This window comes from Adlercreutzia mucosicola DSM 19490 (assembly GCF_000422625.1).
GTDB lineage: Bacteria > Actinomycetota > Coriobacteriia > Coriobacteriales > Eggerthellaceae > Adlercreutzia > Adlercreutzia mucosicola.
This window is the reverse complement of the sequence record NZ_KE383895.1, coordinates 93,130-117,101: the sequence shown is the minus strand read 5'-3', so window position 1 is coordinate 117,101 and position 23,972 is coordinate 93,130. Positions and strand designations below refer to the sequence as shown.

16 protein-coding genes and 2 tRNA genes are annotated in these 23,972 nt (G+C 60.1%); 16 read left to right on the top strand and 2 right to left on the bottom strand.

Translation table 11 applies throughout. From position 1 onward, the window contains the following. Positions 1 to 74 precede the first annotated feature (74 nt). From dnaN to gyrA, 4 genes are all read left to right on the top strand, one after another. The gene (dnaN, locus tag G503_RS0111490) at positions 75 to 1,175 is read left to right on the top strand and encodes a DNA polymerase III subunit beta (protein ID WP_028027678.1); all 1,101 of its coding nucleotides are present in this window, start codon (positions 75 to 77) and stop codon (positions 1,173 to 1,175) included. A 77-nt stretch (positions 1,176 to 1,252) separates the two neighbouring features. After that, a complete protein-coding gene (recF, locus tag G503_RS0111485; protein ID WP_028027677.1) occupies positions 1,253 to 2,401 on the top strand; it encodes a DNA replication/repair protein RecF in 1,149 nt (382 codons plus the stop codon). 177 nt (positions 2,402 to 2,578) lie between these two features. After that, positions 2,579 to 4,522: a DNA topoisomerase (ATP-hydrolyzing) subunit B gene (gyrB, locus tag G503_RS0111480; protein ID WP_016310108.1), complete on the top strand. Its 1,944-nt coding sequence runs from the start codon at positions 2,579 to 2,581 to the stop codon at positions 4,520 to 4,522. A gap of 456 nt (positions 4,523 to 4,978) precedes the next feature. Then, complete coding sequence (gyrA, locus tag G503_RS0111475; RefSeq protein WP_202805185.1) at positions 4,979 to 7,609, top strand: DNA gyrase subunit A; 2,631 nt, start codon at positions 4,979 to 4,981, stop codon at positions 7,607 to 7,609. A gap of 62 nt (positions 7,610 to 7,671) precedes the next feature. Here the strand turns inward: gyrA and G503_RS0111470 are convergent, their stop codons facing one another. Further along, entirely contained in the window at positions 7,672 to 8,178 is a 507-nt protein-coding gene (locus tag G503_RS0111470; RefSeq protein WP_028027675.1) for a bifunctional nuclease family protein, read from the bottom strand. Positions 8,179 to 8,327: 149 nt separating this feature from the next. Here G503_RS0111470 and G503_RS0111465 point away from each other — a divergent pair. The 10 genes from G503_RS0111465 to G503_RS15745 all read left to right on the top strand — a co-directional run bounded on the left by G503_RS0111465 (position 8,328) and on the right by G503_RS15745 (position 21,445). Further along, a tRNA-Ile gene (locus G503_RS0111465) sits at positions 8,328 to 8,404 on the top strand. Between the two features lie 117 nt (positions 8,405 to 8,521). Next, positions 8,522 to 8,597 (top strand) — tRNA-Ala (locus G503_RS0111460). Positions 8,598 to 8,846: 249 nt separating this feature from the next. Continuing rightward, entirely contained in the window at positions 8,847 to 12,656 is a 3,810-nt protein-coding gene (locus G503_RS0111455; protein ID WP_156892012.1) for a hypothetical protein, read from the top strand. Between the two features lie 2 nt (positions 12,657 to 12,658). Further along, on the top strand, positions 12,659 to 13,252 hold the full coding sequence (locus G503_RS0111450) for a hypothetical protein (RefSeq protein ID WP_028027673.1): 594 nt from the start codon (positions 12,659 to 12,661) through the stop codon (positions 13,250 to 13,252). A 3-nt stretch (positions 13,253 to 13,255) separates the two neighbouring features. Beyond that, on the top strand, positions 13,256 to 14,029 hold the full coding sequence (locus tag G503_RS15760) for a hypothetical protein (RefSeq protein WP_051191200.1): 774 nt from the start codon (positions 13,256 to 13,258) through the stop codon (positions 14,027 to 14,029). Positions 14,030 to 14,044: 15 nt separating this feature from the next. Then, on the top strand, positions 14,045 to 14,854 hold the full coding sequence (locus G503_RS15755; RefSeq protein ID WP_156892011.1) for a hypothetical protein: 810 nt from the start codon (positions 14,045 to 14,047) through the stop codon (positions 14,852 to 14,854). Further along, positions 14,851 to 15,969, top strand: coding sequence for a MucBP domain-containing protein (locus tag G503_RS0111435; protein ID WP_028027672.1), 1,119 nt, complete (start codon positions 14,851 to 14,853; stop codon positions 15,967 to 15,969). The genes G503_RS15755 and G503_RS0111435 overlap by 4 nt, the downstream gene beginning before the upstream one ends. Positions 15,970 to 16,144: 175 nt before the next feature. After that, complete coding sequence (locus G503_RS0111430; RefSeq protein WP_169628173.1) at positions 16,145 to 16,618, top strand: signal peptidase I; 474 nt, start codon at positions 16,145 to 16,147, stop codon at positions 16,616 to 16,618. A gap of 410 nt (positions 16,619 to 17,028) precedes the next feature. After that, positions 17,029 to 20,886, top strand: a complete 3,858-nt coding sequence (locus G503_RS15750; RefSeq protein ID WP_028027670.1) for an MBG domain-containing protein — start codon at positions 17,029 to 17,031, stop codon at positions 20,884 to 20,886. Positions 20,887 to 20,944: 58 nt separating this feature from the next. Next, positions 20,945 to 21,445: a hypothetical protein gene (locus G503_RS15745; RefSeq protein WP_028027669.1), complete on the top strand. Its 501-nt coding sequence runs from the start codon at positions 20,945 to 20,947 to the stop codon at positions 21,443 to 21,445. A 476-nt stretch (positions 21,446 to 21,921) separates the two neighbouring features. On the opposite strand, the gene G503_RS0111410 is transcribed toward G503_RS15745, so the two are convergent. Beyond that, positions 21,922 to 22,620, bottom strand: coding sequence for a TraX family protein (locus G503_RS0111410; RefSeq protein ID WP_156892009.1), 699 nt, complete (start codon positions 22,618 to 22,620; stop codon positions 21,922 to 21,924). Positions 22,621 to 22,668: 48 nt separating this feature from the next. Between G503_RS0111410 and G503_RS15740 the strand changes: the two genes are divergently transcribed. Further along, positions 22,669 to 23,322, top strand: a complete 654-nt coding sequence (locus G503_RS15740; RefSeq protein ID WP_028027667.1) for a CPBP family glutamic-type intramembrane protease — start codon at positions 22,669 to 22,671, stop codon at positions 23,320 to 23,322. Positions 23,323 to 23,331: 9 nt separating this feature from the next. Then, a complete protein-coding gene (locus G503_RS0111400) occupies positions 23,332 to 23,952 on the top strand; it encodes a J domain-containing protein (RefSeq protein WP_028027666.1) in 621 nt (206 codons plus the stop codon). Positions 23,953 to 23,972 lie beyond the last annotated feature (20 nt).

Below are 23,972 nucleotides of genomic sequence, written 5' to 3'. Positions count from 1 at the left end.
CTATAATACCGACGAACATTCTCCTAGTAAAAGTAAGCACCTTTGCGCTATGCAAACCGAGGAAGGGTCCCGTCTTGAAGCTGAGCATCAACCGCACCGAACTGTCCAACGCCCTGTCCATCGTGATGAAGGGTGTGTCCACCCGATCCACCCTGCCCGTGCTGTCGGGCATTCTCATCGAGGCTGTGGGGGACAAGATCATTCTCCAGGCCACCGATCTCGAGCTGTCCATCCAGTATTCCGTGGCCGCGCTCGTGGAGGAAGAGGGCAAAACCGTTGTTCCCGGCAAGCTGTTCTCGGAAATCGTGAAGAACCTGCCCGATGCGGCCGTACATGTTGAAGCCACTGAGGATCAGGCGTTCATTACCTGCGACACCTCGTCGTTCTCTATCCGCGCCCTGAACGCCGAGGACTTCCCCGGCTTCCCCCGGGTTGAGACCCATCAGCAGATCGAGATTCCCTTCCAGCAGTTCTCCACCATGGTGAAGCGCGTGTCCCGCGTGGTGTCCAAGGACGAGAGCCGCGCCATCCTCACCGGCGTGCTCATCACGCTGGAGAACGGCGTGCTGCGCATGGTGGCCACCGACTCCTACCGCCTGGCCATCACCGACGCCCCGCTGGAGGAAACCTCGGCCGACGAATTCCAGGCCGTTATCGCCGGCTCCTTCCTGTCGGAGATCTCCTCGCTGCCCAAGACCGAGTCACCGGTGTCTTTGGCTTTGGCCGATAACCAGATCGTCGTGACCTGCGAGGATACGGTGTTCATCAATCGCCGCATCGAGGGTAACTTCCCCAATTACAAGCAGTTGCTGCCCGATGCCTACGTCACCCGCGCCACCATCGAGGTGGACAAACTGGCCGCCAGCGTACGTCGCGCCTCGCTGCTCGGCTCCAACGCCTCGCCGGTGCGATTCGACCTGAACGCCGCCTCGAGCACGACCCAGATCACCGCCGCCTCGCAGGATGTGGGCAGCGCTCAGGAAATTCTGCCCTGCACCATCGAGGGGGAGGATGTGGAGATAGCCTTCAACTACGCCTACGTGCTGGACGGTCTCGGTTCCATCGCCACCGACGAGGTGTATCTGGAAGTGCAGTCCTCCATGAAACCTGGCATCTTCCGCGCCTTGGAGCCCGAGAACTTCCTGTACCTGGTTATGCCCGTGCGCATCTCCTAAGCAGTGTTTCACGTGCAACGCCGTAAGAACTCCCTGGTAAAGTGCCTTTTCGAAAGGCGCTTGAAAGCGGCGCTCCCATGACGCTGCATATCGAGAGCCTTGTCTTCCGCAATTTCCGCAACTATGAGACGCTGGCGTTGGGCGGCCTTGGCGAGATCACGGTGTTGGTGGGTCAGAATGCCATCGGCAAGACCAACATCATCGAAGGGGTGCAGCTGCTGACGGCGCTCACGTCTTTTCGCCATGCTACACGCGACCAGCTGATTCGCCATGGCAGCGAATCAGCGCGGCTGGAGGCGGCGGTCAGCGACGGGAATCGTGCGTTGGAGATAACCCTCGCCCTGGACGACAAGAGCCGCAAGTACCAGTTGAACGGGAAGGCGAAGCGCCCTGGTGACCTGAAGGGACTCGTACCGTCGGTCATTTTCACTCCCGACGATCTTGATCTCGTGAAGGGGTCCATGACGGGTCGCCGCGCGGCGTTGGATACCCTCGGCTCCCAGGTAAACAAGAACTACTACGCCCTGCGCCGGGACTACGAAAAGGTAATCCGCCATAAGAATCGCCTGCTGAAGGATGAGGCCGACCCCGCGCTCGTGGAGGCGATCAATGAGATGGTCGTCACCTGCGGCGCGCAGTTGGTATGCTATCGCACCGCTTTGTTCGCCCGCCTGGTGCCCCGTATAGTGGAGAAGTACCGCCAGATTTCCCAGGGAAGGGAGATGCTTTCGGCGGTGTACGTTCCTTCCTGGGCCCGCCCCACCGCGACAGCCAATTCTGCCGACTCCTCCCCAGCTTTCGTGGCCCTCTCTCCCGAGGAGCACACCCCGCTCCAACGGGACAAGGCCCGCGAGGCCCTTGCCCGCGCGCTTCATGAGCGCGCGGGGGAAGAGCGCCGCCGGGGCCGGGCCGTCGTAGGTCCCCATGCTGACGAGATCACTTTTCTCCTGGACAGTCAGGACGCTTCCCTCTTCGGTAGCCAGGGCCAGCAGCGCTCCATCGTGCTCGCCTACAAGCTGGCCGAAGCGGCCGTGATCGAAGAGGTGCTCGAACAGAAACCGGTGCTGCTCCTGGATGATGTCATGAGCGAGCTTGACGGCGCCCGCCGCGCCGCGCTGGTGGAAGCCATGGAGCGTGGCAGCCAAACATTTATCACCACGGCGAACCTTGCCTATTTCGATCGAGATATGCTCAATCGCAGCAACGTGGTCTCGCTGCCCCTGTAAGCGACGAAGACCGAAAAAACGATATTTTCCCCACATTAAGGTAAAACCACCCCTTAGCGGCCGTTAAAAAAGGCCGTTTAAGAGCGTTTTCTGCGAATTCATAAATCCCATGCTATAATCGACGCTCAGTCAGCGCTCGCATCGGGCGCATTTTCTATGTAGAGCGAAGGAGTGTCAGTGGCACAAAAACCAGATCATTACGACGGTTCTGACATTCAAGTCCTCGAAGGACTTGAGGCCGTTCGCAAGCGCCCCGGCATGTACATCGGCTCCACCGGCCCGCGCGGCCTGCATCACCTGGTTTATGAGGTGGTCGACAACGCCGTGGACGAGGCCCTGGCCGGTTACTGCGACACTATCGAGGTGTGGATCCATCCCGATAATTCCATCTCGGTCAACGACAATGGCCGCGGTATTCCCGTAGACAAGCATCCCAAGGAGAAAATCCCCACGGTCGAGGTTGTGCTCACCATCCTGCACGCCGGCGGCAAGTTCGGCGGCGAGGGCTACAAGGTGTCCGGCGGCCTGCACGGCGTGGGTGTGTCGGTCGTGAACGCCCTGTCCACCAAGGTAGAGGTACAGGTGCGCCGCGACGGCAAGACCTACGAGATCGATTTCGACCACGGTAAGACCAACAATAAGCTGCACGAGGTGGGCCCGGCGAAAAACACCGGCACCATGGTGACCTTCTGGCCCGACCCGGCCATCTTCACCGAGACCACGACCTATGACTACGACACCCTGGCGGCCCGCTTCCGCGAGATGTCGTTCCTCAACAAGGGTTTGAAGATCATCCTCCACGACGAGCGCGTGACCGATGCCGATGGCAACCCTCGCACCGAGGTATTCCAAGCCCTCGGCGGCATCGTGGACTTCGTGAAGTTCATCAATGATGGCAAGGAAACCCTGAACAAGCCCATCTACTTCGAGGCCGAGAACGCCGACGGTACCGTGGAGGTAGCCCTGCAGTGGTCCAGCTCCTATTCCACCAACTCGGTCATGGCCTTCGCCAACAACATCAACACTCACGAGGGCGGTACGCACATGGACGGCTTCAAGCAGGCCATCACCCGTACCATCAACGATTATGCCCGCGCCAAGGGCCTGCTGAAGGAGAAGGACAACAACCTCTCTGGCGAAGATGCTCGCGAGGGTCTGGCCGCCATCATCTCAGTGAAGCTCCATGATCCGCAGTTCGAGGGCCAGACCAAGACCAAGCTCGGCAACACCGAGATTCGTCCCCTGGTACAGAACGCCGTGACCCAGGGCCTCGCCGAGTACCTGGAGGAGAACCCCACCCCCGCCAAGCGCATCATCGGCAAGGCCACCCAGGCCCTGAAGGCCCGCGAGGCTGCTCGCAAGGCCCGCGAGATGACCCGCCGCAAGAACGTGCTCGACTCGTTCAGCATGCCCGGCAAGCTGGCCGACTGCGCCAGCAAAGATGCCTCCCAGTCCGAAATCTTCATTGTAGAGGGTGACTCGGCAGGTGGCTCCGCGAAGCAGGCCCGCGACCGTAAGTTCCAGGCTATCCTGCCCCTGCGCGGCAAGATCCTGAACGTGGAGCGCGCTGGTCTGCACCGTTCGCTGTCTTCCGAGACCATCAGCTCTCTCATCACGGCTATCGGCACCAACATCGGCGAGGACTTCGACGCCGAGAAGGCCCGCTACCACCGCATCATCATCATGACCGATGCCGACGTGGACGGCGCCCATATCCGCTGTCTGTTGCTCACGTTCTTCTACCGCTATATGCCCGAGCTCATCAACCTCGGCTACATCTACATCGCCCAGCCGCCCATCTTCGGTCTGAAGAAGAAGAACTCCCGCAGCACCAAGGTGGAGCGCTATATCTACGACGAGAAGGCCCTGTCCGCCACGCTCGCCGAATACGATGACCCGGGCAAGTTCGACGTGCAGCGCTACAAGGGTCTCGGCGAGATGGACCCGGAGCAGCTGTGGGAGACCACCATGGAGCCGGCCACCCGCACGCTTCTGCAGGTGAACATCGACGACGCCGTGGAAGCCGAGCGCGTGGTAAGCGAGCTCATGGGCGACCAGGTGGAGCCCCGCAAGGAGTTCATCCAAAAGCACGCCCGCGACGTCCGCTTCCTGGACATTTAGGAGAACGTAAGAGTAAGGAGGGGGAGCCGGGGCCTGTTCGCAGACCTCTGAGCGCCCCCCTGGAGAACGCGATGGGTAAGCAATAGCTTCCACCTCAGCAGCAACGATGTGGGGATAGTACCGATTGGTGTGCGTCGTCTTCGCTATTGCTGTGATCGCGTTCGGAGGGGGACCGGCGCGAAACGGGCCGCGAACAGGCCCCGGCTCCCCCTCCTGGACAAGACCAGTACGTTTCTTTAAGAAAGGAAACCAATGGCAGATTTTGAAGACGAGAACTTCGACGCCGACGAGCAGTCCGGGGCAGAGACCGCCGAAGAGGACGCGCTGTACCTGGCCGAAGAGGTCGACACCGACGACGAGGGCGATGAGGATGCCGAGATTGCCTCGGCCTCTTCCACCCTGGATGAGGAGCACGCCGTTTCCGAGGAGGAGCGGGCCCGCTCTATGATGGTGGACATGCCCAACCCCCACGGCTCTATCATCGAGGGGGCCAACGGCGGCGAGGGTACCACGGTGCGCGCGGCGTTTCTCGGCAAGGAGATGCAGACCTCCTTCCTGGAATACTCTATGTCGGTTATCGTGTCCCGCGCCCTGCCCGACGTGCGTGACGGCCTGAAGCCGGTGCACCGCCGCATTCTGTACGCCATGAACGAATCGGGCTACACGCCGAGCAAGCCCCATATGAAGTCGGCCCGTACCGTCGGCGACGTAATCGGCAAGTACCATCCCCACGGCGACATCGCTGTGTACGACACCATGGTGCGCCTGGCCCAGCCCTTCAGCCTGCGCCTGCCGCTGATCGACGGCCACGGCAACTTCGGCTCCATCGACGGCGATAGTGCAGCCGCCATGCGTTACACCGAGGCCCGCCTGGACAAGCCGGCCATGGAACTGCTGCGCGATCTGGACAAGGAAACTGTTGATTTCCAGCCCAACTACGACGAGAGCTTGCAAGAGCCCACGGTGCTTCCGGCCCGTTTCCCGAACCTGCTGGTCAACGGCTCCAACGGCATCGCCGTCGGCATGGCCACGAACATCCCGCCCCACAACCTGGGCGAGACCATCGATGCCACCTGCCTCATGATCGACAACCCTGAGTGCACCACCGAGGAGCTCATGGCCGTCATGCCCGGTCCCGACTTCCCCACCGGCGGCCTCATCATGGGTAAGAAGGGCATTCTTGATGCCTACGAGACCGGCCATGGCAACATGACCATCCGCGCCAAGTGCGAGATCGAGGAGAAGAAGAACGGCCGCTCCTCCATCGTGGTGAAGGAAATTCCCTACCAGGTGAACCGCAAGCGCCTGCTGGAGAAGCTCGGCGAGCTGGTGCGCGACAAGAAGCTGCCCGAGATCAGCAACATCCACGACGCTGCCGACCGCAAGGGCATCGATATCATCATCGACTTGAAGTCCAACGCCATTCCGCAGGTGGTGCTGAATAAGCTGTACAAGCACACCCAGCTGCAGGTGGGCTTCGGCGCCAACATGCTGGCCCTGGTGAACGGCACCCCGCGCGTGCTGTCGCTCAAGGAGATCCTCCACTACTACATCGAGCACCAGAAGGACGTCGTCACCCGCCGCACCCGCTACGAGCTGGCCAAGGCCGAGGAGCGCGAGCACATCCTCGAGGGCTACATCATCGCGCTCGACAACATCGACGAGGTCATCCAGATCATCCGCTCGTCCCAAACGGACAAGGAAGCCGCCGCGCGCCTGACCGAGCGCTTTGGGCTCTCCGAGAAGCAAACCAACGCCATCTTGGAGATGCGCTTGCGTCGCCTGACCGGACTGGAGCGCGAGAAGATCGAGGAAGAGCTGGCCGAGCTGCGCGAGAAGATCGCCTACTACAAGCGCATCCTGTCCGACGAGAGCCTGCTGAAGCAGGTCATCAAGGACGAGCTGCTGGAGATCAAGAAGAAGTACGGCACCCCGCGCCGCACCCGCATCACCGGCGAGGCGAAGGATATCGAGGTGGAAGACCTCATCGCCGAGGAGAACATGGTCGTCACCATGACCAAGGCCGGCTATATCAAGCGCCTGCCCGTGAGCACCTACCGCCAGCAGAAGCGCGGTGGCAAGGGCATGCAGGGTGTGAACCTGAAGGATGCCGACTTCGTGGAGCACCTGTTCGTGGCCTCCACCCACTCCTACATGCTGTTCTTCTCCACCAAGGGCAAGGTGTACCGCCTGAAGGTGTACGAGATTCCCGAGGCCAGCCGCCATGCCCGCGGCACGGCTATCGTGAACCTGCTGCCCCTGGAGAAGGGCGAGTCCATCAGCGCCGTCATCGCCACGAAGGACTTCCCCGCCGAGGAGTTCCTCATGTTCGCCACTGCCCAGGGCAACGTGAAGAAGACCTCCATGGACCAGTACGACCGCACTCGCCGCGACGGGCTCATTGCCATCAACCTGAAGGACGATGATGAGCTCATCTCGGTGAAGCGCGTGGCCAAGGGCGAGAAGGTCATCATGGTGTCCTCCGCCGGCAAGGCTATCCTCTGGGATGAGTCCGAGGCCCGCGCCATGGGCCGCGGAACCATGGGCGTGCGCGGCATGAATGTGCCGGCCGATGCCCACGTGCTGGGCATGGAGATCGCCCGCCCCGGCACTGACCTGTTCGTGATCACCGAGAAGGGCTATGGTAAGCGCACCAAGATTGAGGAGTACCCCGAGCACCATCGTGGCGGCCAGGGTGTGTACACCATTACCATGACCCACAAGAAGGGCCTGCTCGCGGTCATGAAGATCGTCGGTGCCGACGACGAGATCATGATCGTGTCCGAGGAGGGCGTCATCGTGCGCACCCCGGTGAAGGGCATCTCCGAGCTCGGCCGTTCCACCCAGGGCGTGAAGGTGATGAACGTGGCCGACAAGGACAAGGTCTGCGCCGTGGCCATTTCCTCCACGGGCAAGAAGAAGGCCAAGAAAGCCGGCGAGGTGGACGAGAACCAGCTCGACCTGCTGGACGAGGAGAACACCGATGGATCCTTGGCCATCGACGACATCGACGGCGACGAGGGTGATATCGAGCCCACCGCCGAGGTCGATGTCGAGGAAATCGCCGAGGACGACGGCGAAGAGTAGTTGTCCCGTCACCGGCTAGGCAGAAGGGCCCCGTGCGAGCGAACTGCGCGGGGCCCTTTCGGTTAAGAGAGCGTGCCGAAGTCTTCCGGAGAAATATGGTCGAGGAAGGTCTTGAACTCGGCCAGCTCGGCCTCCGATTGGCGTTCTCCCCTAAAGAGAAAGGGGAACGAGGCGGCATCTAGCACGTCTTCCTCGATATAAAGCGGAGCGTCTTGCCGCAGGGCCAGCGCGATGGAGTCGCTCGGCCGCGCGTCCAGGGTGATCAGACGACCTCCCTGGTTCAGTATCAGGTGTGAGAAAAACACCTGACCGCGTACACGATAGATCACCACGGAGTCCACCCGAGTATCCAGGTTCGTTAGGGCATCCAGGAACAAGTCGTGGGTCATGGGGCGGTCGAACTTCACTGATTCCAGGGCCATTCCGATCTGGGCGGCCTCCGTAGGCCCAATCCAGATTGGGACGATACGCGCCTTTCCAGCGGGAGTGTCTTCCACCGGTTGGAGCACCAGTACCGAGGGCTGGGCGGGGCCAGCCACTACTAGTGTAAGCACCTTCAAAGGGACCATATTCCCACCTCGCTGATTAACCCTTGGGTATCGCTTCTCATTGTCGCACGTTGGCCGCTTACTCCCGAGAACAGATATTTCTCAATTCGGTAAAAATACTTCTTGACCAACCTCCTATTTCGTCGTAAGATAATCAAGCACTTTTTCAAGGGCCCGTAGCTCAGTTGGTTAGAGCGCACGCCTGATAAGCGTGAGGTCGCTGGTTCAAATCCATTCGGGCCCACCATTACTTTGCGATAAACGCTCCACCGTGAGCCGAGTTAGCCGGTGGAGCGTTTATTATATTCTGAGGCAGTTTTCTTGAAGCGGCCGTTAAGCGAGGTAAGGGGAAAAGGGAAGCCACGGGGCATTAGCTCAGCTGGGAGAGCGCGGGCTTTGCAAGCCTGAGGTCAGGGGTTCGATCCCCCTATGCTCCACCAATAACTTCAGAAACCGGGTCATAGGGCCCGGTTTCTTGTATGGTGGAGTTCCCCGAGGTCGAACCTGTTTCATACCGTTTCATCCTCGGATTTTCCCATTCGATACCATGGCAATAGCCTATTATGACGACCGTTTTCCCTTTAAATCTATAGGCAACTCTTCTATACGCGCGTATAGTTCGTTTGTAACCAAACTGACATGTGGATAATAGCGAGCTGTCAACAAAGCTGCATGAGGAACGGTGGATTATGACGACAGTGACCAAACGGCAGACGACTGCCATGGCAACAGGAGCGAAAAAAGCCCTCGCCGTTGTGGCGACGGGTGCCCTCGTCGCTTCTTTGGGGTATTTCCATTTGTGGGGGAGCACTCCGGCCGTGGCGGCCAACGACGGTGACCAGGTTGAGGTGTTCTTCAATCTGGACAGCGACGTGACCGTGGAAGTCGGAAACGAGAAGTTCGACGCCCAGAGCGACGAGGGCTATCGGGCCCCTGTGTCCGAGGACCTGCGCTTTACCGCGACGTCGACCCATGGCGATCGTGAGATCGGCGACGTGGCCGCGCTGCTGCAGAGCGGTGCCCAGCCGACGGCTCAGGTGATGACCGTCCAGGAGGAGCGGGTGACCGATGAGGCCGTGCCTGCAGCCGAGGAGCCGGCTCAGACTCCTGTCGACCCCTCCGCTATGATCGAGATCGTGCCTGAAGTCGAGCCCATTCCCGAAACGGCCGCCGCTCTGGAAGCGAAGAATCAGGCCGAAGGTGGCCCCAAGGCTGATGAGGCTGCCGACGAAGCCGCTGATACCGAGGTCGTGAAGGACGAGGCCACGCCCCTCGCTGCGACCAGCGGGGCAAAGGCCGACGACACCGCTACCGAGATCGTCGTCACCTTCGATGCCGATAAGAACGAATACGTCATCTCTAAGGATGAGCTTCAGAAGGCCGCTAATGCCTCCGGCTCCATTGAAGTCACCATCACCTCCGACGCCCAGGGCGACACGTTCGATAATTGGGATGCGCTGGCTGCCTTCCTTTCCGCTGATGGCGAAGGCAAGGTGAAGCTGACCTCTGACGTGCGCGCCACCAGCACCGTGGTCGTTGCCGGCGACAAGACCATCGATCTGAACGGCCACACCATCATCAGCGAGGCCGAGGGCTCCCTGTTCAAGGTAGGTGACGAGTCCCGCGCGGCCACTTTGACCATCAACGACTCTGCCTCTAAGTATCGAGCTTTGGATCAGGCCTCCGATGGCATTTTGCTGCCGAAGCCCAACCAGGACAACGCCGGCGACCTGGTGAATGACATCATGGGCGAGTTCCGTGAGAAGTGGGTGGGCCAGAAGGCCACGCTCGAAGGCGATACGCTTACTTATTATGTAACGCGTTCCTACGAGGACAAGCACATCGCCGGCGGCACCAACGAGTACCAGATCAAGCACACGGTGAATATGGAGGACGTTGGTACTATCGTTGCCGCGAAAGCCCAGGATCTGGTGGTCGTGGGCAATGGCGCCTCTACGCTGAACATCGAGGGCGGCCGTTTGTCCTACAATGAGGGCGTCACGGGTGACATCCATGCGGTGAACATGAACCAGGGCGGCACCTTCCATATGAGCGGCGGCTTCATCACCAATGTGAAGGCCGAAGGTCTGGGTGGCGCCGTGAGCGCTAACAGTGGCAACAATGGCTCGGCCGTGAACATTACCATTGATGGTAACGCCGTCATCGCCGGTAACGCGACGAAGAAGAACGGCGGCGCCATTTGGATGTCGAGCGAGGCCAAGGGCACTCCGGCGACCCTGACGGTAAGCGGTAACGCCGTCATCGCTGGCAACGAAGCGGGCAGCGAGCCGCTGACCGACCTGACCAAGGGTACTATCGCTACTTCCCAGAACGGCGGCGGCATTTATGCTCGCAAGAACTGCGAAGTGACCATTACCGGTTCGGCGGTCATAGCCGGCAACGTGGCCAACGCCGATGGCGGCGGTGTCTATATCGAGGGTCATGCGAAGGGTTTGACGGCAACGAAGAACCTTCTGACCATCGAAGAGAACGCTACCATTACTAACAACCGTTCCGAGAATGACCGCACTGCCAAGCACCAGAAGAATCGCAGCACTGGTCCCTCCAACGAAGAGCACTTCTGGAAGAACTACGGCGGTGGCGGCGGTGGCGTGTTCACCCAGGATGAGACCATCATCAACGGCGGTCAGATCACCAGCAACTTCGCTTCCGATGGAGGCGGCGGCATCCTGGCCCTCGGCGGTAACGTGACCATTCCGACGAAGTGGGGCGGCGGCCTCGACGAAAACAACAAGTACGAGAACGCCCTTCCGTTGCTGAAGATCGAGAACTGTCGCATTTCTTCCAACTACGCGGGCACCAGCGAGGGCGGTGGCATCTGCGCCGGCACCGACAGGAACAGCTATATCAAGCAGGGCATCATCAGCAACAACATGACCGCCACCTACTTCGATTATGGCGGAGGCGGTCTGTTCATGTCCTCCATCGACTCCAACGACATCAAGGGCACCGAGCACCGGACGGCCGGCATCACCGTGTACCATCCGCTCGTTAGCGGCAATACCGCGGCCGGTCTCGGCGGCGGCGTAGCCTCCTGTACCAACGGCGTGGTAGTTTCCGCCGACGCCGCCGTGTTCGGTAACACGGCGCGGGAGGAGAACTGCACCCAGAACCCCAACGAGTACGGCGACCAGTGGGTGCTCGAAGGCGGCCTCCACGACGGCGAGCCCGAGAGCTACGGCCTGAAGGGCAAGATCGCGAAAGGCCAGGCCAACGACTTCTACTGTGCCCGTAAGAGCACGGTGTTCAACTCTATGCTCGGCGGCGGCTGGTACAACTGGACCGGCTACACCACTGGCGATGTTGTAAGCGAAAAGGCCAACGCCCATCGCGAGGGTTGGAATAAAGACAACTACGTGAAGATCAACGGAACCGACAAGGTTCAGGTCACTAATGTTCTCTACCGGTCGAACGGGAATTTGTTGCGGGTGATCGTGCCGGAGAACGATGTCGAGAAGATAAAGCAACTCAAAGGGTATGTCGTCACGTTCGACACCATCGACTTGTCCAAGAATCCCAGCCCTAAGGTGAGCGACACAAAAATCGTTACCGCTATCGATGAAAATCCCGGAAAGGAACCCGAGAATGATACCTGCAGTGCGGGCGAGAAAATCGTCACTCTGTATCTGAGCAAGGACTCCGTAAATCCTGCCGACTACGAAGCGAAGGCCACGGGCTTTACCCTGACCGACGCCTTCACCACGACCGACCCCAAGGGCAACTACCCGCTGTACCAGGTGAACAAGCTTACCCAAACTGCCGACACCTGTGTGACAGGCAATCGCCTCACGTTCCTCACGGCCGATCCCTCTGACGAGGACAAGGCCAAGGCCGAAGATGCCGCCGTGCTGTTCTTCACAGGGAACTACTCCAACACCCATGGCGGCGGCATTGCCTGCAACGACTACATCGACGTGGGCGCCGCCGGCAAGGAGCCCCCGACCAAGAACGAAGATCAGCTGGGCAAGCTGACCCTCACGAAGAAGTTGACCGGCTGGAATGCCGCCGAGGGCGCTTCCGCCACCGCAGTGTTCAACGTGACGGGTTACGCCGACGTCGAGGCCTACAAGGCTCACCTCGCGCCCATCTACGTGAATCAGATCGGCTTCACGTTCAATGCCTATGGTACCGCCGAGGCTCGCACGCTCAATGAACTGCCGCTCGGCTACTACGTGGTGGAGGAGCTGTTCTACACCGGCGACAACTTTAAGGAGGCCACCGGCCGCAACACCTGGACCGTCACTTTGAACAACGAGAACGCTGAGGAGGGTGTGTCCCACGAGTTCACGAATACGTTCAAAGATGAGAACACCTTCGGCACTGGCGTGGTGAACAGCTACGCGCCTACTGGCGAGGTGACTGATGAAAACGGTAACATCACCGGGTTCATCTACACCGACGGCAAACTCACCTACACGCCCGATGCCAACTACAGCAACCCCAAGCAACCCAACGCGCCCATCGAAGGGGGAAACTAACCATGGCAAAGAAGTATCTTGCCAAGCGCGGCATTGCAGCTCTGGTCATCGCCGTGGCCCTCACCATGGGCACGGCGGTGGGCACCGCGTTCGCCTACTATACCGACACGACCCAGGCCAAGGGCATGGTGTCGTTCAGCTACAACCCCAATCCGCCCACCACTGAGGTGGAAGAATACAAGGTTGACGGCCAGAAAACCGTTGCTATCAAGAACACGGGTGAGGTTGACGCCATGGTGCGCGTAAAGGTCTTCTATCCCGAGTTTCCCGAAGACTGGGGTGTAACGATTAGCATCGAACCCGGCGAAGAGGGTGCGGAGTGGACGCAGGATGTCGTCGGTGTTGATGCTGATGGCAATCCCACGCCGAACAGTGAAGGCTGGCTGTACTGGCCGCATCCCGTGGCTCCTGGTAAGTCTACCCCCGCGTTCACCGTAAAGGCGACGCTGACCAACAAAGATTTTAACCAGCCCTTCGATATCACCGTCGTGCAGCAATGCACCTCCGCCAAGAGCTTCGTCGAGGGCCAGCCGTTGTTGGGCACCTTCGCCGATGGCGAGAAGTCGCTGATTATGCCCGCGAAGGACGGTGAGTAACCCATGATGCAAACTCTGAAGAACCTCACCCTGCAGGCGCGTATCGCGCTCATCGTGCTGGCTGCGGCGCTGGTGGGCTGCGTGGTCATGATGGCCGTGAGCCCGGCCCGTTCCGCTCTCACTTATTTCAGTGGCGAATATGTAGCCGAGATTCAGCAGACGCACATCGGTGTGGCCCTCACCGAGAATGACGCGGTGGTACCCGAGGAGGGCAACTTGATTGCCGACAGCTCGGCCCTGCTGAAGCGTCCCACGGCCGACAACCCCGACAATGTGGATCAATTCATGATTCCCGGTGAAGTGTACAGTGAGCGCTTGTCGGTGCAGAACCGTTCGAGCGATATGGACGAGTACGTGCGCCTGACCGTGCGCAAGTACTGGGCGAAGGGGGCCGAGGGTGATGGCTCCACGGCTGACACTCGGGCAAAGACCGACAAGCTGGATCCTTCGCTCATTCAGCTCCAGTTCACCGACGAGAGCGCCCAGCACTGGGTGCGCGCCGATAACGAGTGCACCGCCGAGCGCGAGGTGTTCTACTACAAGACGGTGCTCCCCGCCGGTGAAGCGGCTGAATACCCCGCCGTCACGGGCATCCGCATCGATCCCTCCATTAAGGACGTGCGCGAAGACTATTCCAATTGCTGGTTGGCTCTGGAGGCCCAGGTGGATTCGGTGCAGGTGAACAACGCGGTGGATGCGGCCAAGAGCGCCTGGGGCGTTGATGTGACCCAGGAGGCGTTCGCCGCCGCGGGTTTGAATTGGTCCCAGGAAGGCTAGGGAGGTTTTTCTCCCATGCAGATGATCCGACAACAAAGAACCTATAACCTGGCAGCGCTCCCCGTACTTGGTCTGATCCTGGCAGTGGTTTTGTCATTGGCCGCCGTGACTCCGGCTTTCGCCAAAACTATCGAGAAGGAATGGACTGTCGAGTTCACCGGCACGGCCATGACCGATCAGGGTTCGGCCGACATCGTGAAGGAGCTGCGCGGCATGCAGCCGGGCGACTCGGCAAAGTTCACCGTGGTCATGTACGAGAAAAGCGACAAGTCGGCTGACTGGTACATGAAGAACAAGGTGCTGGAATCCATGGAAAAGTCGCTGCGCAGCGGCGGTTCCTATAGCTACAAACTTACCTATACCGATCCGACCGGCGCGCAAAAGGTGATCATCACCAACGAGGTTGTCTCAGGCGATGCGGGTACGGGTGCCACCAAGGGCCTGTTCGACGCGACCGAAGCGACGGGCGAATATTTCTTTCTCGATACGCTAGGTCCCCAGGCTCGCGCTCTCATGACCCTGGAAGTGGCCATCGACGGTGAGACCCATGGCAACACGTACTTCGATTCTGCAGCCCAGATTCAGCTGCAGTTCGCTGCCGAACCCACCGATAAGCCGGGCAAAGAAGGAGATCCGCGTCAGCCGAAGAACCCGCCTGCAAACCAGGATGATAAGCCCGACCCGAAGAAGCTTTCTCAGACGGGCGACACGCTGGCAGTGGGCATAGTGGTGGTTGTGGCGCTACTGGCCGCGGCTGTGCTGGTGGGCGTTGGGTTGCGCCAACGCCGACAGAAGAGGAACGACAAGGAGGGCGACGCCCGATGATGAACATGAAGAATTGGGGCCGCCGCGCTCTGACTGTAATGCTTGCTGGCACCCTGGCCGCGACGGTGGCCGCGCCGACGGCCTTCGCTGCCACCGCTGATGCATACAAGCCCACGGAATATCGCGTGACGGTGTATGCCGGCAATCAGGGCAAAGTGAGTATCGGCGATGCTGATCAGGCTGCCGAAAGCGTTCAGCTGGATCCGGCTGTGGGATTGAACGGTGTAGCCGACTTCTCTGACATCGAGTACACGGTGGAGAACGAGAAGTACTACGCCAAGGGCATTCGCGTGGCTGGCTTGGATAACGTTCGTTCCGACAAGAACACCGATACCGTCGATGCCGAGGGTAATCCGGTGAACACCGCTGGCGTGGATACGATGCTGTACGCCGTGCCCACCCCCGACGGCGGTCTGGGCAATACCTCGGCGCCCATTACCGAGGACACCGATTTCGTGGTGGCCTATGGCATTCTGGCCAATCGCGTGGCCTATACCGTGAACTATGTGGACGCCGACGGCAATCCGTTGATGGACTCCCAGACTTTCTTCGGCGACATTGGCGATCGTCCGGCAACCACGCCTGTGTACATCGAGAACTACCTGCCCCAGGCTTCGGTGGTGTTGCTTACCCTATCTGAAGACGAGGCGAAGAACGTGATCACGTTCCGCTACACGCGCTTGGCTGAAGGCACGACAACCGAGCAGCAGCTCTCGGGTCGTGTGGATGTAATCACCTCCGACGGTTCTCGCGCGACGGGCGTTTACACGACTGCTATTACCGAGCAGGAGGCCGTGGCCGCTGCGAACCAGGCGGCAACTCGTGCGGCGACTGCCGACCCGGCGAACCCCATTGAGGCTACGCCGCTCACGACCGATGCTGGCACTCAGGTTATCGCCGAGGATGGCACCCCTCTGGATGCTCCCGATGTGGAGACCATCAATGATGATGAGAATGCCCTGGCTTCGGGCCAGCAGCCAGGTGACTCGACGCCCGTGGCCAACACGGCTTGGATTCCCTGGGCTGTGGCCGCCGCCGTACTTGCCTGCCTTATCGCGGTCATCTTGCTGAGGGCCCGCAAGGAACAACAGGGAGAAGAGGCGCAGCAGGCCTAGAAGGCCATGCCAGCAGCTTTTCAGGGGCGAGGTGCCTTTGGTGCCTCGCCCTTTGTGATACATTGATCCCATGGCAAAGGAAGCGGCGAACATAACGTCTGATTCGTTCTCTCATGCAGTTGAGCGGCGTTTGTCTCGCATGCGCGTCCTTGCCCGGCTGTGCACGATGATAGGTGTGCTGATTCTCGCCGCCCTCGCCATAGTGGGGCTGGGCGCTGCGGTGGTGCCTCGGGTCATAGGTATGCAGTCCTATGCCATCATCTCGGGGTCTATGGAACCTGCTTATCCTACGGGAACCCTGGTGTACGCCGAGCCCATCGATGGGACTTCTTTGCAGCCGGGTGACGTGGCGGCTTTTTGGCGCGACGAGGATGTGATCGTCCATCGGGTGGAAGAGAACAATGCCGAAGAAGGGGAGTTGATCACCAAGGGTGATGCGAACGCCGATTTGGATATCCGACCCGTTCCCTATCAGCACGTGCTGGGCCGCATCGTGGCCTCGGTACCTTTCGTGGGGTATTTTCTCATGGCCCTGGATTCCACACCGGGCAAGCTTCTGCTCGGCTGGATTGTTCTCATAGGGGCTGCTTTCTGCATTGTGGGGTCGGTGGTGAGCAATCTTGCCAGGCGACGGGAACAGGAAGCCTGAGCCCATCTGAAAGCCGTTCTGATCGGTAGCAGAAGGGTGGCGGGCAATAGGACAAAATCGCAGGATTATACCGTTCGCAAGAGATTTTACCCTATCAAATTCATGTCACATCTCTGCTATGGTAAATAAAGCAAAATTTGATTTCGAGAATAGTTTTACCTGTTCAAATTATAAAAATCGCGCTACCCCCCCCCCTCGTTGACTTTGTAGTCATTTTTGTCAGTTTACAGGACAGGGTATTTCTGTAAAGTGGACGTTGAGAAACGTTTGCCAAGGGGTCATAAATCTGTTTCCAGAAGGGAAAACGAGCTCTGATAAACGCTCTCAACCAAATTAAGTATCTGGTGAAAGCCAGTATTTAAGCAGCGGAAACGCAGTAGAAGAAACGAAGGAGAAGGTTGGTGAGGAGTATGCGGAGCATCGCGCGGTTTGTAGATGCGCGGAACACCGCTGAGGGCAAGTTCCTGTCGGTTTTGCTTTCGGTATTGCTGGTGTTCTCGTTCCTGAACGTGACCATGTTCACGGAGCGTGCCGGCGCAGACGAGACGGTGGAGAGCACTGAGCTCGTCGATCAGGTGAACGACCCCGTCGGGGAGGATCCCGTTTCGTCTGAAGAGCCCGAAACCGAGGTTGTGCCCGAAGAGGAGCCCGAAGAGGGGTCCCAAAACCCGTCTTCCGACGAGACTCCCGACCCAGCCCCGACCGAGGAGGAGCCCGAGGCCGACGTTGAAGTTCCCGCCCGGGTAACTCCAGAGCCAGTTGTTGTTAAGCAGGCTCAAAGCGCTCCTTCGGTCACGGTTGCGCCAGAACCCCTTGAGACCACGATTGCCGACAAGCGCCAGCCTGAATCGGCGACGACCCGTGTCTATGTGTTCATTGAGCTCGACGATCCCTCCAATAATCTTGGTGGCACTGTTGGCTTCGACAAGTATTACACCATTGGATATGTTGAGCTGTCTTCCGATGTGCTTCGCCCGGCTGCGGATTGCAAGGCTGGCGATACGGCTGGGCAAGCGGCCCAGGAGAAAATTGAAGCGCTGGTCAATTCTGGCAGCATCCATCGTCTCCCCCTCAATCAGGGCATGGAGTTCGACTACGAAGATATTACATGGAAAACGGCGAAGGTGCAGTCGAATGCCTCTGGTTATGCAGATGAAGACGGCAACCTGACGTGGCATCTGGACGGAAAGCTTACTGTTAAGGCGAAGTGCAATGTGACGGTTGAGTATGTCTACCATAATGAAGATGGTGAGCCCGCTCCGAACAACCTACCTTCTTCGATTACGAAGACGGTGAAGGTGGGCGAAAGCTTTACGCAGGTCACGCCTTTCCTTAAGGGGTATGTTGCTGATAAAGAGCGCGTTCGCATTGAGCACGTCATGGGCAACCAAGTTGTGACTGTTACCTACCATAAAGACAGCAATGGCAATGGTGTGCCCGATTGTGAGGAAACGTATACCGTTAAATACCAGAGTGGAGAGCACGGATCCTTTGTGGGTAATGATCCTGCCGAGGTGGTGTTTCCCAATATTCTTGCCGGATCTCAGACTCCCGCCCCTCCCTCGCTGAATGCCGAGCTCGGTTGGGTCTTTGAGAGCTGGGAACCCGAGGTCGCTGCTACGGTTACAAAAGATGCGACTTATGTTGCTCAGTGGAAGATTCGCGATGATCTTTCCTACACGGTGCGCTACCTTGAGAAGGGCACTGATCGTGAATTGGCCGAAGCCCTGACTATCGGAGGCAAAGCTTTCGGTGACAAGGTAACGGCCACCGCTTGCAGCATTGAGGGCTATAAGGCGGATGCGTCGACCAAGTCGCTTGTTATCGGCTCCAATGCCGCCGATATTGAGGACAACGTTATCACCTTCTACTATACGAAGCGCGCCGATGTTCACTACCAGGTGCAGCATTATCAGCAGAAGTTGGATAACAGCTACGAGCTGGTTAGCACTATTAACGAAGTGGGAACCACCGATGCCCCGGTGAAGGCGCAGCCGAAGCAGTACGACGGCTTTACGCTGAATCTCGACGCGCCGGACACCGTTGCCGAGGGATCTATTGCTGCCGACGGCTCGCTGGTTCTGAAGCTGTACTACAAGCGTGCTCAGCATAAGGTGAGCTACCGCTATACCGGTGTGGTGCCGGCGGCTGCCCCAGCTGTTCCCGCGCCCGAGGATGTCAAGTATAAGGCTTCCGTGAACGTCGCGGCCCTTCCCGTGCTGGCTGGCTATACCTTTAAGGGTTGGAATACCACCGATGTGGACGTCAATGCGGGCGTATTTGCCATGCCGAATAGTGCCGTGGAGTTCACGGGCGCATGGGAGGCCAAAGAGGATACGGCCTATGAGGTTGAATACTACTATATGAAGGACGGCAAGTACGCCGCCGTGGCAGATAGCATCGTGAAGCGCACGGGCACAACCGACGCCGTAGCCACCGTGACCGATGCCGACAAGAACCCGACCCGTCCTGGCTACAGGTTCGACGCCGCGGCTGCGAACGTCGAGTCGGCTCCGATCGCGGGCGATGGCTCCACGACGCTGAAGGTGTACTTCAAGCAGCAGCTGACCGTGAGCTACCTGCCGGGCGATCACGGTGTCTTCGATTCGGTGACCCACGAGGCGCTGGATTACGGCTCCTTGACTCCCGCGGCCCCGCTGGTGGCTGGCGAGGTGGGCTATCAGTTCGAGGGATGGGCTCCTGCGCTGGACACCAAGGTGACGGCCGACGCTTCCTACGAAGCTCAGTGGTCAGAGGATCGCTCGCAGACCCATGGCCTGACGGTGACGGTGCGCTACTGGCTCGATAACGAACCGGTGAAGCCCGATGTCGAGCTGGATGAAAACGGCAACGTGATTTCCGATAGCTCGGTGCTGTTCGACGAAACTTCCTGGATCAACGATGCTCTCACCTATATCCCTAATGCTGAGGCCATCGCTGCGGAGGACAAGTTCCCCGGATACAACCGCGTTCGGGTCGAAGGGCTCCAGCCGAGCTACACCCTTGAGGCGGCCGAGGCCGGCGAGTTCGAAGGCCAGACGACCAAGACTATCGATGTATACTACGCGAAGCGTACCGATCTGCGCTATACGGTGCAGTATTATCTGGATGGCGTGCAGATGACTGACGTGCCGGCGGATTGGGCTCAGGGTGAGACGGGGGTGACCTTCGGGAGCACTCAGAGCGTTAATCCGGAGCCGGTCGTGCGGGTCGATGATGTGCAGTATCGCTTGACCAGCACCGACCATGCTATCGAGATCGGCGTGGGCGACAATGTCATTCGCGTTGACTACGAGAAGATCAACATGGGTGAGGCGGTCTTCGCGGTGGAGTCGCTGACCAAGACCTACGACGGTGAGCCGCTGACCACGACCGACTTCACGGTGGCGGGCCTCGATCGTGCCCATCATGCCACCGCGACGGTGACCGGCGAGCGCACCAATGTGGGTACGACCGAGCTGACGATCAGCGACATGCGCATCTTCGACGAGAACAACGTGGATGTGACGAACAACTACACCGTGCTGACCGTTCCCGGCACCCTGACCGTGGAGCCTCGCCCGGTGACCATCACCGTGGACGATGCCACTAAGCTGCTGGGTATGGCCGATCCGGCCTTCACCGGTCGTATTACCGCCGGTTCCCTGGTTGACGAGAATGATCTGGGCCTGGTTACCTTCGCCCGCACCAACACCGATCAGGTTGCTGGTGTGTACGGTGGCGTGCTGACGGCGAACTATACGGCGAATCCGAACTACACGGTGACCGTGGTGCCCGGCGACTTCACCATCACGGTGCCGGCTCCGCTGCCGACTCCCACCCCGGGGACCCCGGTGCCGCCGACGCCCGTGCCGACTCCGGCTCCTACCCCGGCTCCCGCCCCGGCTCCGGCCGCAACGCCCGCCGCGGCAACCCCGGCCGCTCCTGCGGCTGCCGTGCCCGCCGCAGCGGCGCCTGCTCCCGCGGCGGCCACGCCGGCGCCGACGACCACCACTATCGACGACGACGCTGCGCCGCTGGCCGCTCCCGATGCCGGTGAGCAGATCGCCGACGATGGCACTCCCATGGGCGCCTTCGACGAGCCGCATTGCTGGGTGCATTGGGCGATGCTGGCCGGCATCTTGCTGACGGCCCTCTACGGGCTGGTTGTGGTACGTCGTCGTCTCGGTATCGCTCGCGACATCGACGACTACGAGAACGAGATCACGGGTCGCGTGGAGGCTCGCCCTGCCGATACCGAGTTTGCCCCCGCCCATCAGGCGCTGTAAGAGAACGACACCCCAGGGCGCGGGATTCCGCCTGCGCCCTTCTGAAAGGTTGGTTGGTATGAGAAAGAGCAATTGGCTGGTAGCGGTTATCGCCGTCCTGTCCTGTGCCGTGCTTTTGGGGCTGTGGTTCCAGCTGGGCTTCAACCATGTGGACGATCCACTGGATCTGGTCATCGCCATCGTGTGGTGGGTTGTGGTGGCTGGTGTCATCGGCGCCATCGTGTGGGCCGAGCACCGTCGCCGCGAGAAGATGCGCCTTGCCTTTGTGGGTACGGGCGTGGTATACAACCCCGAGCGAGGCCTGGTGCTGGTCGAGGAAGATGACAGCGAGCTGGATGCGCTGCAGGAAACGCTGCAGGGCATGAGCTATCCCACGAAGATCGTGGAGCTGGCCGACCATGTGCGTCCGGCGTTCCGCTGGGTGGTGCGCTCTGAGCGGTTCGAGCGGAATGGCGATGTGTGGGTAGGCGAAGTGCTGCCGGCCCACGACCCCGAGGCCCAGGCGGTTCGCTTCAGCGGCCGCGACGAGCTGGCCCAGCTGATCGGCCACGCGGCTTAGGACTCTCGCGCTGCGAGACTAGCAGGGCCTACACCAACTGAAAAAAACGCGCCCGGCCGTGTACCGACCGGGCGCGCGTTGGAAAGGGGACAGCCCGCAGTCCGGGAGGCGCGGGCGAGTGTGTTCTGCCGTCCCTCGGAAGAACGGTTACGGGCGTACCCGCCGGCCCCTCGCGTAGTCACTGCCTCATGAAATGGCGATTGGCTGATCTTGCCGTGACAAAATAGGGGCTCTTCTTGCAGATTTTTCGACTTATGTAGCAATGTGCTAGTCTCGGGAGGGGATTCACAAGCCGAATACTGCATGGAGTGGAGTTGTTTCCCCAGGTCATAGTTAGTCTCGAGGACTTCTTGAAGATGATAGAGCCTGCGGAAGCATTTTGGTTGGCTATATAAGTCGAAAAATCTGCACCCGGCGGCCCATTTTTGTCACGGAGATAAAGGGACGGCGCCCCGGGTGGGTGTCGGCCCGTTGCGTTACAGCAGCAGGGTCAGCGCCCAGAGAGCGAGCAGGTGAGCGGGGTAGTACCCGTAGAAGAACCACTTCATCGGCCGTCCGCGCTGGCCGTTGTAGTTCAGGATGAGCAAGGTGGCCGTGCCGAAACCGACGGTATAGTACCCGAGGGCCCCCAGCGTCACGGGGGTGGGATCGGCCACGGCTTGGGAAAGCGCAGGGATGCCCAGGCCCAGGGCGGCCACGGCCATAGCCAGGGCCGATCCGCGCGGCCGATCGTGCAGGTGCCAGAACAACACGATCAGAAGCGGTCCGACGATACCCCAGTCGCAGAAGACGCTGAGCGCGATGCCCCCAATCACGGCCGCGCCCTTCGCCAGCGCATTGTTTCTGCGATCAAGGACCCAGAGAAGGCCGAGCCCAATCAGCAGTGTGATAAGCACATTGCCCTGGGCGCCGAACAACAGGGAATAGGGAACCTGGGAAATAACGGCGAACAGGGCCAGGCGTTCTGCGTAACGTCGCACGCTGGAGGTGTGGCGGTAGCCTTCGCACAGCAAGTACGCCATGATGGGGAACGTGAGTCCACCTACCATATACAGCGCCACGGTAGGCGCTTCGGGCATGCTCGCGCCAAAAACGTTCGCGATGTGGTTGCAGGTCATGCCCGCGATAGCCGCGATCTTCAGGGCGAATGCGTTCACGGCAGGCTGGGGTCTCACGGCGATCCTTTCACGGGTACGGGCGGCCCCCTATTATAATGATGCGTCATGAAGATCACCAACGTCATACCTTCTGGTCTCGGCGCGCCGCTCGGCTGGGTGCTGGTCGCCGCGCTCGCCGGTGGCGTTGCCCTAGGGTGGGCGTCCGGTGCTTCGGGCCCGTGGCAGATTTCCCATCTGGGCGAGCTGCTGGCGCTGGCCTCGGAATCGGCCGTGGTGGAAGAGCTGCTCTTCCGCGGTTTGCTGCTGTGGGGATGTCTAGTCGTGGCCCGTCGTTGGGAGTGCCCGCGTTCGACTGGCTTAGCGGTAGTAGCCAGTTCCCTGGTGTTCGGCTTTCTGCACCTGGTTCCTGAAGGGCCGCTGGTTGCGCCCAGGGCCGACTTGTGTGTTGCAGCGATCCAGGCGGTTCTGAAGGTGATCCAGGCAACGCTGTTCGGCGTGGTTCTGGCCTCTCTCGTGGTGCGCAGTCCGTGGGCGGCACGCCCGATGCCCGCCTGCGGGGTGGCTTTGGTGGCTCCGGCAATCGTTCATGCTCTTTTCGACGTGCTGTACTTCGGCCCTCTTCTGCTGATGGGCGGAACGCTACCTGCAACCTACCTTACGGGCAATATCGCCGATATAGTACCGATGGGCGTCAGTACGCTGCTGTTATTTCTTGCGGTATTCGTGACTGCCCGCGCAGACGAACGACCTACGTGCTAGGATGCCCGCATGAACAGAAACGAAGCCCTTCACATACTCGGCCTGAACGACGACGCTTCGGCCGACGACATCAAGATCGCCTACCGCGAAACGGTGCAGATTCTGCATCCCGACAAGTTCGCTGGCAACGAGAAGCTGCAGACGCGTGCCACCGAGCAGTTCAAGCGCCTTCAAGAGGCCTACGAACTGCTGTGCTCCAACACGGGCCGTCGCGGCCGGAGCGGCAGCGACGGGTCGCGCGGAAGTTCCGCCGGCTCGTCGACGGGTGCTGCCCGCTCGTGGACCGAGACCGAGGGCGACGTGGAAGTGGAATACGTCACCGAAGATGAGATTCGCGCCCGCTTGGCCGGCATCGCCGCCGCCCGGGCCCAGCTGGTGGCCCAGCGCGACACCGTGTCCGACGAGCGCCGCAACGGTCTGGTCATGGCCGGCATCGCCGCGGTGGCCGCGTTTTTCACCATCCGCCGTCCCTTCGGCATCATGGGCGTCATCGCTGCCATGGCGGTGCCCGCGGCCATCTGGGGCGTGGTGCAGGCTATCGGCGCCCAGCGCAATCTCAATACTTTGAACGAGCACCTTGCGCAGCTGACCGAGGAACGCAAGGAATACGAGGCTCTGCTGGAGGAGTAACACGCGATGCAGCGGACACC